This is a genomic window from Pseudoalteromonas sp. MMG022 (assembly GCF_021654245.1).
Lineage (GTDB): Bacteria > Pseudomonadota > Gammaproteobacteria > Enterobacterales > Alteromonadaceae > Pseudoalteromonas > Pseudoalteromonas amylolytica.
Genome location: NZ_JAKFZQ010000016.1, coordinates 53,064 through 66,975 on the forward strand (window position 1 = coordinate 53,064; position 13,912 = coordinate 66,975).

General features: G+C 40.0%; 10 protein-coding genes. All 10 read left to right on the plus strand.

Features of this window, described 5'->3' with window-relative positions:
• Positions 1 to 324: 324 nt before the first annotated feature.
• The 10 genes from L1070_RS14535 (at position 325) to L1070_RS14580 (ending at position 13,707) form a co-directional block, all read left to right on the plus strand.
• A complete protein-coding gene (locus tag L1070_RS14535) occupies positions 325 to 462 on the plus strand; it encodes a hypothetical protein (RefSeq protein ID WP_237126075.1) in 138 nt (45 codons plus the stop codon).
• 414 nt (positions 463 to 876) lie between these two features.
• The gene (locus L1070_RS14540; protein WP_237126076.1) at positions 877 to 2,091 is read left to right on the plus strand and encodes a LeuA family protein; all 1,215 of its coding nucleotides are present in this window, start codon (positions 877 to 879) and stop codon (positions 2,089 to 2,091) included.
• Position 2,092: 1 nt separating this feature from the next.
• Complete coding sequence (locus tag L1070_RS14545; protein WP_237126077.1) at positions 2,093 to 4,066, plus strand: aconitase family protein; 1,974 nt, start codon at positions 2,093 to 2,095, stop codon at positions 4,064 to 4,066.
• Complete coding sequence (locus tag L1070_RS14550) at positions 4,056 to 5,129, plus strand: isocitrate/isopropylmalate family dehydrogenase (protein WP_070986120.1); 1,074 nt, start codon at positions 4,056 to 4,058, stop codon at positions 5,127 to 5,129. Before L1070_RS14545 ends, L1070_RS14550 begins: the two co-directional genes overlap by 11 nt.
• 100 nt (positions 5,130 to 5,229) lie before the next feature.
• Positions 5,230 to 6,492, plus strand: a complete 1,263-nt coding sequence (locus L1070_RS14555; protein ID WP_237126078.1) for an aminotransferase class I/II-fold pyridoxal phosphate-dependent enzyme — start codon at positions 5,230 to 5,232, stop codon at positions 6,490 to 6,492.
• Positions 6,493 to 6,622: 130 nt separating this feature from the next.
• Complete coding sequence (locus tag L1070_RS14560; protein ID WP_237126079.1) at positions 6,623 to 7,600, plus strand: TauD/TfdA family dioxygenase; 978 nt, start codon at positions 6,623 to 6,625, stop codon at positions 7,598 to 7,600.
• Between the two features lie 81 nt (positions 7,601 to 7,681).
• Entirely contained in the window at positions 7,682 to 9,571 is a 1,890-nt protein-coding gene (locus L1070_RS14565) for an HAD-IIIC family phosphatase (RefSeq protein WP_237126080.1), read from the plus strand.
• A gap of 11 nt (positions 9,572 to 9,582) precedes the next feature.
• A complete protein-coding gene (locus tag L1070_RS14570; RefSeq protein ID WP_083330551.1) occupies positions 9,583 to 11,214 on the plus strand; it encodes an MBL fold metallo-hydrolase in 1,632 nt (543 codons plus the stop codon).
• Complete coding sequence (locus L1070_RS14575) at positions 11,214 to 12,500, plus strand: phenylacetate--CoA ligase family protein (protein ID WP_070986117.1); 1,287 nt, start codon at positions 11,214 to 11,216, stop codon at positions 12,498 to 12,500. The genes L1070_RS14570 and L1070_RS14575 overlap by 1 nt, the downstream gene beginning before the upstream one ends.
• 1 nt (position 12,501) lies before the next feature.
• On the plus strand, positions 12,502 to 13,707 hold the full coding sequence (locus L1070_RS14580; RefSeq protein WP_083330550.1) for a cysteine desulfurase: 1,206 nt from the start codon (positions 12,502 to 12,504) through the stop codon (positions 13,705 to 13,707).
• Positions 13,708 to 13,912: the final 205 nt, after the last annotated feature.

The window sequence follows — 13,912 nt, forward strand, 5'->3', positions numbered from 1 at the left end:
ATATTTTTGTCTTGAACAAGATTAAAAGTTTATAGAATTATTTTCAACAATTAAAATTACACAAATTAGGGAAATTTTGATTAGGCACCCACTTACACCTACATACCGCCACAACCGCTTTTTATTCCATGATTTTCAATTTTAAAGATTTTCGACAAAAATCACCTCTATGTCAGGAAACCTGTGGATCCCAAAGGGAAGACCACGATAACACCCTATTATTAATGAACTTTTTATGAACCTCACAAAGTGTGACAAGATCACACAAGTACTGACTAAAAGGCAAGTTATTGCAGTTTACGGTAAAAAAACTGAGAGAGCCTTATGACACTAAAAAATAGAATAACGGCAATGTATATGGCCTATAGAGAGTTGTTTGCACTGGCTTCCGATGCCTACTTTAGAGAAAGAGACACTCCAATGCATAGTAAATATGCCACGGAGTCTTTAGTATTTTTTTGAATAAAGTTCCAACTTAATTAAGATGAGTGAAAATTTAAACACAAACATTACGCGAAACCACCGTACAGCCTTGATGATTACTGAGCATTTAGATGAAACCAACAAATCTGAGAGTTAAAGAATATTCACGCGTTCACTGTTTATCTCCCCCCAACACTCACAGAAAAACCTCCCCATAAAATTGGCAAATTAGAGAACCAAATAACAACAAAAAGAAGCACCTTAGCAATCAAACTTAAGATTACTATCACCTAGATACATCAACATTAAGCTCTTAGCAAAAGACTTTTATTTAATACCAAGAAAGACTTTTTACTATTGACTAAATCGAAAACAAGGCTTACCGTATTGAAAATTGAAACGCCTACAATTCAATGAGATAGTTTTCTAGACGTATTTTAAAAGGAATTCAGTATGCATAAAAAGGAATTAATCCATAATTGGAATGAAAGCTCTAAATTAAAAAGAAAAGTATCGCTTTTAGATGAATCACTCAGAGACGGCATTCAATCTCCAGGCGTTTGGCTACCTGAATTAGATGAGAAAAAAGAACTCATTTCCTCTATGGAAAAATTAGGTGTAGAGTATCTCGATATCGGCTTTCCATCGGCAAATAAACGTGCTTTTAATAATATTAAATCGCTCGTTTCTCATATCTCAAACTGCCAGCTTAAAATAAAGCCTTGCTGCGCAGGTAGAACACATATCGAGGATATAAAACCCATTATTTCATTATCCGAAACAATGGGGAGGCCAATTGAGCCCCTATTATTTATCGCAGTAAGTCCCATAAGACAACTGGTCGAAAAATGGGATTTAGCACATATTATTTCAATTTCAAGAACAACGCTTGAATTCAGTTTATCCCAAGGATTAACACCAACTTTAGTAATTGAAGATGCCACTAGAGCATTACCTAGCACGCTCTCATCTATGTATGATCTTGCAATTGAGCTAGGCCTCAACAGAATTGTGTTATGTGACACGGTTGGCCAAAGCACTCCTGCCGGTGTACGTGAAATCGTTTCTTGGTCAGTAGCATATTTTGAACAACGCGACTATCAGATCGGTTTTGACTGGCATGGCCACAATGATCGAGGGTTAGCCTTAATAAACTCTATGGAAGCTATCTTGGCTGGCTGTGATCGTATTCATGGGACCGCACTTGGCATAGGTGAACGCACAGGAAATGCGGCTATTGACCAAATCATCGTTAATTTGTTCTTACAGGGCTATACACAATGGGATGTCAGTAAGTTAAAAAATTATGTCGAATTGTCAGCAACTTATTTTAAGCAGACTATCCCCGACAATTATCCTGTGTTTGGTGCCAATGTGTTTAAAACAGCCTCTGGCGTCCATGCTGCGGCAATTAGAAAGTCCAAGCTACTCGAGAACCCCATGTTATGTGATTTGATTTATTCATCAGTGCCTGCCTCTGCTTTCTCCCGAGAAAATGAAATTGAAATTAACTATATGTCAGGAAAAGCGAATGTAATCAATTGGCTAGAACAAAGCGATGTCTTAATTACATCAGAATTAGTGGACAATATTTTGAAATTTGCTTCACAGCGACATCGTCCACTTACCGATGATGAAATATACAGCGTAATTGAAGGTGTGAATTAAGGTGTCAAAAAACTATATTGATACGAATGGGAGAGCATTCGTACTCACAAACACCCCCCAGCAAATAGAAATGCAAATTAATAACCAAGGTGTGAAATCTCTCGATGAATACCTAAAACAAGATATTTGCAACGATTTATTGGATAACATCTCCACAGACGAGATAACTCCCGGTTGGTGCTGCTTTTGGTACGATGAGAAGCTAGCTGACTTTGCCTATCTCGGCTTGAGGCAAGGGGTTGTGCACGAAGGCGATATAAAGCGTATTAACCCGTGTGTGATAGTATCTGGAAACTCAAAGGGCTGTGGCTCTTCAAGAGAACATTCACCTTATGCTGAAAAAGCACTAGGCGCAAAAGTCATAGTCGCCAAATCATTTGAAAAAATCTACTATCAGAACTGTATTAATATTGGGTTGTTTCCTACCACAGATTTTTCAATATTAGAGTATGTGTTTGACAAACAACCGATCCCGCTGGGCAAGTTCAGCGAATCTATGTCGCGAATTGATAGAGAAATCATTTACAAAGGGGGGTTGTTTAAATTTAATATTGAGCACCATAAAAACAAACAGCCGATTACGGTCTTCGATGAGGCTGCCCCCCTAAATTTATTACAAAAAATAGTAAAAAATAGACTCAGTTCCATCTATTCAGATCATCAATCCAATGAAGTGTCTTTTTGTCATGTTGATCTAAGGTTTTCTCACGAATATGTTTCACCTATGTGCATATCACTGTTTGAAAGCGAATTAGGTCATAACGCGACATTAACGGACCCAACGTCTATCGTTTGCTTTCAAGACCATTTAACATTTTTAGAGCAAACGCTACCTGCGCAAAAGCAACACTTGGCCGTCCAAGCCAACAGACTTATTGAGACACAGTTAGAGTTCGTGAAGCTCAATGGCCTAACCTACTACTCAGGACGCTCTGCTAGCGAAAAGTCTGCAATATGCCACAATGCGGTGATGGAAGATCTCGCTCTACCTGGACAGGTAATCATAGGGACTGACAGCCATACTTGCACCGCTGGCGCGTTGGGGTGTTTTGCATTTGGTGTTGGGGCAACGGATATGGCAAATGCATGGTTTACGAAAGATGTAAAATTTACCATGCCAAAGACCGTTGCAATAGAGTTGGTTGGCGAACTCCCCCCATGGTGTACCGCTAAAGATATCGTACTTCAGTTGCTGACATTAGATTTCTTTAAGCATTCAGAAGCACTTGGCTGCGTACTCCTATATAAAGGAGACGGAATCAAACACTTATCAATCGACGAACGCGCGACGATTGCCAATATGGCGGTTGAAATGGGCGCTACCACCGCAATTTTTGAAGTAGATTCTGTGACCCTTGATTACATAGAGAAAATGAGAGATTTACCTGAGCATCAAGTAACTGCTTTGCTTGAATTGGTGAATGATGATGATGCCCAATTTGATCATCAACTTTCATTGGAGCTCAGCTCAGTTAGCCCATCAATTGCATTGCCTGGCGATCCTAGAAATGTGCATTCTTTAGAGCATATTCTTGCTCAAAGACTCAACACAATCACAGTTGACAGAGCTTATGCAGGCTCATGCACCGGAGGAAAAAATTCGGATATGGATCTGTATGCGCAAGTGTTACTTCACGCAAAGAAGCTCGGTTTGGAAAAGCCAGACAATATTGACTTTTACATTCAGTTTGGCAGTGACAACGTCAAATCATATTGTGAAGAGAAAAATTATATATCGCTATTTGAAAGCTTTGGAGCCAAGTTAATCGACCCTTCTTGTGGTGCATGTATCAACGCAGGCCCTGGTGTTTCAAAACAATCGAGTGAGGTAACAATTAGCTCTCAAAATAGAAACTTTCCAGGTCGTTCTGGGCCTGGGAGTGTTTACTTAGCTTCTCCAACGGTTGTGGCTATTGCAGCAGTTGCAGGTAAATTAATGACCCCTTCGGAATTTTTTAGTAAAAATGAACACTGAAAGAAAAATCATCATAATACCCGGTGATGGTATAGGCAAAGAAGTGACCAACGAAGCGGTTAAAGTTATTGAACATATCAATCACTCGAGCTGTGACGTTGTTAATTATGAATATTTCAACCGAGATGCCGACTTTTATCTTGAGCACGGTTACATTCTAAAAGATTCGGATATAAAGAGTCTTACAGATGGTGTAGACGGTATTTTGTTCGGCGCTATCGGTGATCCTCGTATTCCTAATATGGAGCACGGTAGAGAGCTGCTTCTAAAATTAAGACAATCTTTAGACTTATACGTTAATTTTAGGCCTATTAGAGCTGTTAGCAACTGTTACTCCCCCCTTAAGGAAAACCGAGTCGAGGGGGCTGACATGGTTATTTTCAGAGAAAATACCCAAGGGCTCTATACTCAAGTGGGAGGCTCTGTTGCTGGTGTTGATGGCACGCAAGCCGCAATGGATACCGCGTATTATTCAACGCATTCTGTAGACAGAATTATAAGAGAAGCATTTGAATGGGCAGTGGCAAACGATAGGCGTCGCGTAGACTTAGTCGATAAAGCAAATGCCGTGACGAATATCGGTCAACTATGGCGAACACGTTTTCGCAAAATATCTAAAGAATTTAATCACATTGAAACAGGAGAGCATTACATTGATGCGTACTGCCAACGTATGGTCAGCGACCCTAGATCGATAGATGTTGTCGTTTCCAGTAACCTATTTGGTGATATTCTAGGTGATTTAGGCGCGGGAGTTGTAGGTGGTTTAGGAATTACCCCAAGCGCGAATATCAACCCACAGTCGGGTATCGCTTTGTTTGAACCCGTTCACGGCTCTGCCCCCGATATCGCTGGAAAAGGAATTGCTAATCCAGTGGCGTCACTCTACAGCTTAGCCCTTTTATATGATCATTTGCGATTAGACAAATGGGGAAAACGCATCACTGCAGCTGTTGATGAATATCTGCAAATGGCTAGCTCTCACAAAACGCCCGACTTGGGTGGTGAAGCTGGCACATCCGATGTAACAGAACAAATTATTTCTCTAATAGATGTGTCATGACCAATTATGTATTAATCACCCAGCACGTTAAAAGACGACTGTTAATCTCCAAAAATGAAAATATAGAGGTTTTCATTTTTGATCACATAGAAGCCTTACTATGTCGTTAACCCTTTCAAAGCAGGGGAATTTGATGTGCCAAAATTCTCCCATGATCAAACTAGCAAAAGACATCAATATGTCTCTGGCTAGTGACAGTAAACAGTGGTTAAACTTGGGTGTTGGAAACCCTTTAATAACCAAAGAAGTTGAAGAGTATTGGCTATCAGTTATTAAATCTATATCTGCGGAAAAAGTTGCCCAATCAGTAATGAGCTATGGCAGCACTTCGGGAGACTTACTATTAAGAAAAACATGTTCGGAACTACTTAATAAGCATTATGGCTGGGAAACTACCGCTGAAAACATATTGGTAACAAATGGTAGCCAATCTCTTTTCTTTATGCTTAACAATATATTTTCTGGACAATTTAATAGCGACAGTAAAAAGATATTCATTCCAGCCCTGCCCGAGTATGTGGGTTACAGTGGACAAATATTAAATCAGGACGGTTTTGATGCGAGGCTGCCGACGGTTAAAAATATAGATGATAAAGAGTTTATTTATAAACTGGACATTGAAAATTGTCATGTAAACCGTCGTGAGCATGGAGCTATGATATTATCATTTCCCAGTAATCCAACAGGAAAATGCTTGTCTGAACAAGAATGGCAGTTTTTAGTTAAAGCAGCTGAAAATGAAGGAATACCACTAATTATCGACTGCGCATATGGCAACCCTTTCCCAGGGCTATGCCACCAGCCTATTGATTTTAAAATGCTTCCAAATCTAGTTTATAGTTTTAGTTTTTCAAAAGCCGGCATTCCTGGTAGTAGAATTGGTATTGCCGTTGCCGATTCAGCTCTGGTAGCTAACCTATCGCTCAGTCAATGTAATGCAACTATTCAGCCTAATGCATATGCCCAGCTACTGGCTAATCAAGCTATAAATCATCATGACCTAAGTCGCTTTTGTCACCAAGTGTTAAGACCTATGTATTCCAACATGGCACTATTTGCCAAAACATTAATGATGGATTTATTTAAGGGCATTAATTGGAAAATGCATCAATATTCCGGAGGAATGTTTCTTTGGATACAGTTTTCAGACTTAAAATGCAACTCACAAGTTATTTATGAAGAAGCCAAAAAGCATAAATTAATCATTGTTCCCGGTGATGTCTTCTTTTTCGGTGTGGACTCATCTTCGATTGGTGGAGAGCAATGTATTAGAATATCATTGGCCGTCAGTGAGAGAACTTTAATAGAAGGACTATCTATATTGAAAAATATAATTCACAAACTACTAGTTAACAAAAACTAAAGCAGAGCAGCGCTTTAGCCTAAGTTAATATCATGAAAGAAAAAACGAAAGTCACCTAATAAAACACTATGCATGGGATGATAATTCCAATAGCATAATAAAAAACAATAATAGATATAAGTAAGCTGTTATGGATGAAACAAACGTGAACTTAATTACCAATCCAGTAGATGTTTCAACATCACATAAAATAGATTGGTTGCCTGTGATTGAGAATAGAGGTTCTAACACAAGCGCAATACAATGGGCTTCAGATAATATAGATACTATTAATAAAACGATTTTAGAAAGTGGAGCGTTGCTTATAAGAAACTTTGACCTTCAAGATTTGGAAAGTTTCAAAGAAGTGTCAGGCGTGTTTGTTGAAAACTCTACAAACTATGTCGAAGGCGGCACTCCAAGACAAAAGCTAGGGAATAATGTTTACACATCTACTGAATACCCTGAGAAGCTGTCTATTTTCCCTCATAATGAGCTTTCTTATGTGATTAAGGTTCCAGAGAAAATTATCTTTGCTTGCCTACAGGCAGCCATTGTTAAAGGTGCCACACCAATCGCTGATTGCCGAAAAGTGTTAAGTTATATTGATGCTGACATTGTTGAAGAGTTTGAGGCAAGGCAGTGGAAGTTAATTAGAAACTTCGGCACGGGTTTAGGGCCAGATCTCATTCGTGCCTTTGAGACAGAAGACCACCTAGCTATCGAGCAGTATTGCAAACAGATGCAAATGGATTATGAAAAGATTAGCGAGCATCAAGTAAGAACGACTCAAGTTAGGCCAGCTGTTCACACCCATCCTATCACTTTAGAAAAAGTCTGGATGAACCATATCGCTTTTTGGCACCCTTCCTCTATGGAACCAAAGATAAAGGATGAGATGCTCGCGGCTTTTGGTCATGAAGGAATGCCGTTCAATGTGTTTTGGGGTGATGGAGAAACTATTTCAGACGATATCATTGACAATATTAGAACCGCCTATAACAAGGCAACGGTGCGCTTTGATTGGAAAAAGGGCGACATTTTGTTCATGGACAATAAGTTAGTTGCCCATGGGCGGGAACCATTTGCAGGACCACGTAAAGTCGTCGTTGCAATGGGACATAGATAGGACCTTTTACGACCTCTTTGGTGTGTATGGCGATCTTAAACACTGGCACTTTAATGTGCTTCTAAATGACATGGACAAAGCATGAAAACAATTACTAATAAGCTTAAGTTGGTTATTTGGGATATGGATGATACTTTCTGGAAAGGCACTATTTCAGAGGGTGATGTAAGCTGCCCACCGGAGCATATTGCCCTTCTAAAAGCGCTTGTTGATAATGGTATTGTTAATGCAATTTGCTCAAATAATGACTTTGAAATTGTTAAAGCAAAACTCGTTTCTCTAGGCATCTGGGAATACTTTGTATTTCCTCAAATAAATTGGCAGCCAAAAGGGCCATCTATTCGAAAAATAATTGAAGATGTACAACTGAGACCAGATAACACGCTGTTCGTTGACGATAGAATACTCAACCTTGAAGCTGCAAAGTTCGAATTACCAAACTTAATGGTGTTAGATGCGCAATATATTGAGGTATTGAAGTCTTATATTGAAGACAACCCGAAACCTGACAAACAACATACTAGACTTGCCCACTACAAGCTACTTGAGAGAAAAGCAGAGCAAAGAGCGCAAGTTGAATCCAGCTCAGACTTTCTAAAACAATCTGATATAAAAATTGCGTTTGTCTCAGCTGAGCAACACATCGATAGAATTGCCGAATTAATTGAACGGACAAACCAGCTTAATTTCACCAAAAAGCGCATCGAAAAACCAGCCGTTGAAGCATTGGTGATCGATAAATCAGTAACTTGCAAAGCTGTATGGGTAAAAGATAAATATGGTGATTACGGCATTTGCGGCTTCTACGCACTCAAGCAATTAAGTAATGGCACCTCGCAATTAGAGCACTTTGTGTTTTCATGCCGAATTTTGAATATGGGCATAGAGCAACATATATATTATATGTTGGGATATCCTCAACTTAGCACCAATTCAAAACAGCTCGACTCTCTCATGGGTACTGCACCAGACTGGATAGGCGAGATCACACCTGAGCTGTCGTTTTGGCAACAGAAGCTATTCCAAATTGGCGATAAGTTATGGCATTTCGCTCCTATATTAAGGCCAGCATTAACTGCCATACAAGCACGTTTTTTCGCTCAGCCTACTCAGGTTAACGAGCACAATATTTTGTTCCAAGGTGGATGTACGGTTAATGTATTGAATGCGTACATGGAAAATGTATTACCGGACATACTTACAGATGTTTCTGAATGGCGTGCAAGTGCCTCAATGATGAGGTATCAATTTGGTAAGAGCCATGATAAAGCAGAACTAGAATCCGCATTAGCTTGGACGAGTGATGTTCAACCCACGATTGACTTAAGTGATCAAAGGCAAGTACTTATTTTGGACTTAGCTAAGGATTACCGGACAGCTTATTACCAATACCAAAACACCGACATCTACTTGCCTATCTCACCATTTCATGTCGATTTGACCAAGAAAGAAAACTGGCATGTTGTTAAGGAATGGAAGCAGCACCTCGGTTCAGGTCCTTGGTGGGACAAGATCTACTCGCCATCAGGCCTTAAATGGCTAGCCAAAAACTGTACCTATATCGAAAACTCGGAACGACTCGATTTATTTGAACGGTTTTTAACTGAAACGATTCATGCAGTCAAAGCGCGGATGCCAAACACCAAGATTATTTTAATTGACCATAGTGACATAGCACCCAAAGATAATTTTGAAGTCTGGCAAGAGCTACCTCGTGAAATTACAAAATGTAAGCACATTGTCGCAACGACGGCTAAAACATTTAATGTCGCCGTGTTGGACATTGGTGAATTAGTAACATCTGACGGTGATTTCATAGACGGTAACCCATTCCATTTCTCTCGCCAAATTGCGTTTAACGCGTCACATAAACTAATTAAAGAAATTCAACTTGGTCTCTCAAAATCAAAAGACGACGCAACTGAGACACCAACGGAAACAGCAGTAATAGAACCATCGGTTCGTAATTGAAGGAGTATATTGTGAGTAAGCGATTTTATCTTAAAGGAAATATTCAGGCCGAGCCGCTAGTGAATAATTGGTACGCTTGGTCGATGTTAATATCTCCTGCGACTAACGCTATGATAACGACGAAGCAACATCACAGGATCTTAGAATCTTATACAGCAAATCCAGAGATTCACGCGTCTTCAGCACAAAAGAAGTCACTCAAAGGTGGATTATTTGTAGAGAATGCCAATGAGCTTGAACCTGAGTTCATTAAAGACTTTTTAGAGCAAGACAAGCAAAATCGTGCTGAGATTGTCGCCCTAAGTCAAGCAATCGACGACTTACAAAAACTCATCCAAGAAGAAGCTAAAGGCATGTCTTTGGAAAGTTTATATGAACGCATTCCAGAGCCTTTACAAGGTATGGTTGAACTCAATTACGATCTTAATAACTACCCCAGCTTTAGACTGATTGAGCCTTTGTTTTACATGAACCCAAAGTTTTATGATAAAAGCTTACAATCTATAAACCTATGTCATTTAAATTCGGATGACAGACCATTTATTCTCAGCTCGCCTCGATTTGAGGGAGACAATACGGTTAATCTGCAAATTCCTTTTGATTCGCCGTTGTATGAAAAATTATTTGCATCGAAGCAACATGGCTTATCGTTGGAAGAAGTAGAAGAGATCTTGTCACATGCACCAAACAGAGCAACCAAAGCTGAACTGTTCTACTCATTTTTCAGCGAAAAGCCAAGCTACGTGACCACAGAAGCCAATACAATCCAAGATGACACCATCCGCGTGAGATACTTTGGGCATGCGACCATTTTAATAGAGTCACAACACTGCTCAATTTTGAGTGACCCTATCATTAGTTATGATATTACTAATGGACCTGATCGTCTTTCATACAAAGACCTACCTGATGTTATTGATTATGTTGTATTAACTCACAATCATCAAGATCACATCTTGTTTGAAACTATGTTGCAGCTAAGACATAAAGTAAAATATTGGGTTGTTCCACCATCGGCAAGCGGCACCTTACAAGACCCATCCATAAAGTTGATGCTGACACAGTTGGGCTTTAAAAATATCATTGAGCTATCAGAATTTGAAACCGTCACTATCAATTCTGATTCTCGAATTGTAGGTGTTCCTTTCTTTGGTGAACACGGGGATTTAAATATTCAGAGTAAACTGGCGTACTTCATCGAAGTGCAGGGCCACAAACTCATGTGTACAGCCGATTCACGTAACCTATCACCAAAGCTGTACGAAAACGTGAGAACATACCTAGGCCCAATAGATACTTTGTTTATTGGCATGGAATGCAAAGGTGCTCCCCTATCTTGGGTTTATGGGCCACTTTATAGTGGTTCGCTTCGTCGCAAAATGGATCAAGACCGTAGACTGAATGGATCTGACTGTGACAGTGCGTGGCATATCACACAATGTCTTGAACCATCCGCCATTTACATCTACGCAATGGGGGCTGAACCTTGGTTATCATTTGTTTCTAGCATTGCTTATACTACTTCGTCTGAACCGATTATTGAGTCAGATAAATTAATCGCGCGATGTGAAGAAAAGCAGCTAGAAGCGCGAAGATTGTACGGTACGGAAGTGATATCCCTTGGTAATTCTAGGAAGAAATAATGCAATCTATTCAATTGATTATTGCCAATAAAAAAAACGAGCAACACGCTAAACGTGAGATTGAGTACTGTTATGAACATGTCAGAATGTTCAAGTCTCGATTAACGTCGATGGGCCTTACTCCGGATGACTTCCAACGTATTGAAGATCTGTCCAAGTTTCCTATCTTCGAGAAAAAAGAGTTTAGAAAGCATTTTCCTGCAGGAATATTCGCTGGTCGATACAGTTTGGATGATGCGAGGCTTAGCCGCTCACCAAGTTCAGGAACCACTGGCGACAGACTTGTCACCTTTGAGTTTGGCACGCTCTTATTAGAACGTGCAATAAACTGTAGTGAAACACTGCCAAAAATCGCTACTGCATTCTCAGCTACGCCTCGCAAACACGTTCGCTATGCTGCCCCAAACTGTTCTGATGTTGAATGTGCCAACCCAAATAGCACAATGGAAGACAGATTAATGAAGGATGGCACTTTAATTCTGCCTGTGTATCACGATCTTCTGACAACACCTGAGCATATGCTAGATAGAGCGATTGAAGAAATCGAGTCTTATCAACCTAACCTTTATTATATAGATGCTACACATTTTGCATTTCTCGTGAGACACGCGAAAAAAAGGAATAAAGTGCTGCCCGAAGCGCCCATCGTGGCAACATTTAGCAATGTAACCAAAATTGCAAAAGCACAAATTAACGAAATGTTTAGTGAAAACGCAGTCAAACAACTCGTTTCTATGTCGGAGTTTGGCTGGGTTGCTATGGAGTGTGAGCATGGACATTTACACCTCAACAGTAAGAGTTTCATATTTGAATTTATTAATGAGGCTGGAGAGCCAGCTTCAGTCAATGAATTGGCTGAAGTGATCATCACCAGTTTAGACCAAGGTGCCCTTCCTCATGTTCGGTATCGAACTGGTGACATGTACAGATTACAAAAAGGCAACTGTAGCTGCGGCTCTAGCTCACCGGTAGTGACATTTGAAGGCAGAAAGTCAGACTTTATTTACCTGCAAGACACCTTTGTTACGCCAAACGATGTGGATGAAGCCATTGGTGTACCAAGTGGGTTGGCGCTATATCAACTAGTGCAAAAAGAGCAAACGGTCTTCGAGTTAAGGGTGATTGTGAACGAGCATTGGCTGCAAAGTTCAGAACAACAACTAAATCAACGATTATCAACACTGCTGGGCTCAAACACAGAACTTAACATAGTCAAGGTACCCTATATAGAAACTGGACGTTCCGGTAAATTCAGAACGTGTATGCCATGCGAGCAAGGAGAATAAAATGAATAATGCTATGCAGAGCTTTGATTTACGGGATGACTTTCCTTTTCTCAGTCGACAAATAGATGGTGTGGATGTCGTATATTTGGATAGTGCTGCAACGTCGCTGAAACCAAACTGTGTTATAGAAGCGATTACTCATTTCTATCAAAATGTTGCGACAAATGTACACCGAGGGAAAAGTTACGTTACTGAAGAGGCGTCCAATATCTACGAACAAACTCGCTATAAAGTCGCGAATTTCATTCGTTGTAGTGGTAACGAAGTAGTATTTTGCAAAAACACCACGGAAGCTATCAATATGGTGGCACTTGGGCTAGAACTCGACAGCGATGACTGGATTTTAGTTTGCTCAGATGCACACCATTCAAATTTTCTTCCATGGCAACAGAACGCCAAAACGCGCTACGTTGGACTACTTGATGATGGCTCTCTCGATTTAGAGACTTACTATAAATTACTGGAAGAAAAACCTAAGTTGGCAGCAATCACGCACTGTTCTAACGCCACTGGCTTGTATCTGCCGGTGAAAGAAATGATTGAAGCGGCACATAAGCATGGAGTTCTCACATTAATGGATGCGGCTCAGTCAATTCCTCATAAAGCAATTGACGTACAATCTCTAGATGTAGACTTTATGGCGTTCTCTGCCCATAAAGTCCTCGGCCCTACTGGCTTAGGCATTTTATATGGCAAAAAAGCCCTATTGGAAGAACTAAAGCCTATGCAATGGGGGGGCGGCATGGTTGACTGGGTTGCGTTAGATAACACCCAGACAAGAAAGCTCCCACACCGTTTAGAAGCTGGTACGCCCAATATTTCTGCCGTATTTGGATTTAACGCTGCGCTGGATTATATCGACAAGTTAGGAATGGAAAATATTGAAAAATATGATAACTTCCTTTCTGATTATATTGTAAGTAAGATATTGGAAAATAAACGACTTACAATCATCGGTGGTGTCGGACATGCTCGAAGCTCTACAACCAGCTTTTCTATTCAGGGCGTTAGTAATCTAGACGACCTTTCAAGGATTTTAAGTGATTCCTATGGGATAATTTGTCGAACGGGTCACTTATGTGCTCAACCATTAGTCAGTGCAGTTGCTGGCGAACAAGTAATGCGGATCTCAGCATATGTCTACACGACAACAGAAGATATCGATTTCTTTTTCAATAGTCTAAGTGAAATATTGGATTTCATGTAACAAACCTATAACTGTTAAATAGAAAAATGAAAAAAATAAACCTACTAACAATCTTTATCTCGTCGTTCCTTCTTTTCCAAATACAGCCGTTACTTGGGAAAATAATGACGCCTTACTTTGGTGGGTCTGCCGCAACGTGGACCAGCTGTATGTTTTTTTTCCAAACATTTTTGTTAGTTGGTTATTTATATTCACATAGCCTTTC

Excerpts from the sequence above, each read along its gene's own strand:
- L1070_RS14535 (WP_237126075.1), top strand. The coding sequence starts at position 325 with ATGACACTAAAAAATAGAATAACGGCAATGTATATGGCCTATAGAGAG.
- L1070_RS14540 (WP_237126076.1), top strand. The coding sequence starts at position 877 with ATGCATAAAAAGGAATTAATCCATAATTGGAATGAAAGCTCTAAATTA.
- L1070_RS14550 (WP_070986120.1), top strand. The coding sequence starts at position 4,056 with ATGAACACTGAAAGAAAAATCATCATAATACCCGGTGATGGTATAGGC.
- L1070_RS14555 (WP_237126078.1), top strand. The coding sequence starts at position 5,230 with ATGTCGTTAACCCTTTCAAAGCAGGGGAATTTGATGTGCCAAAATTCT.
- L1070_RS14560 (WP_237126079.1), top strand. The coding sequence starts at position 6,623 with ATGGATGAAACAAACGTGAACTTAATTACCAATCCAGTAGATGTTTCA.
- L1070_RS14565 (WP_237126080.1), top strand. The coding sequence starts at position 7,682 with ATGAAAACAATTACTAATAAGCTTAAGTTGGTTATTTGGGATATGGAT.
- L1070_RS14575 (WP_070986117.1), top strand. The coding sequence starts at position 11,214 with ATGCAATCTATTCAATTGATTATTGCCAATAAAAAAAACGAGCAACAC.
- L1070_RS14580 (WP_083330550.1), top strand. The coding sequence starts at position 12,502 with ATGAATAATGCTATGCAGAGCTTTGATTTACGGGATGACTTTCCTTTT.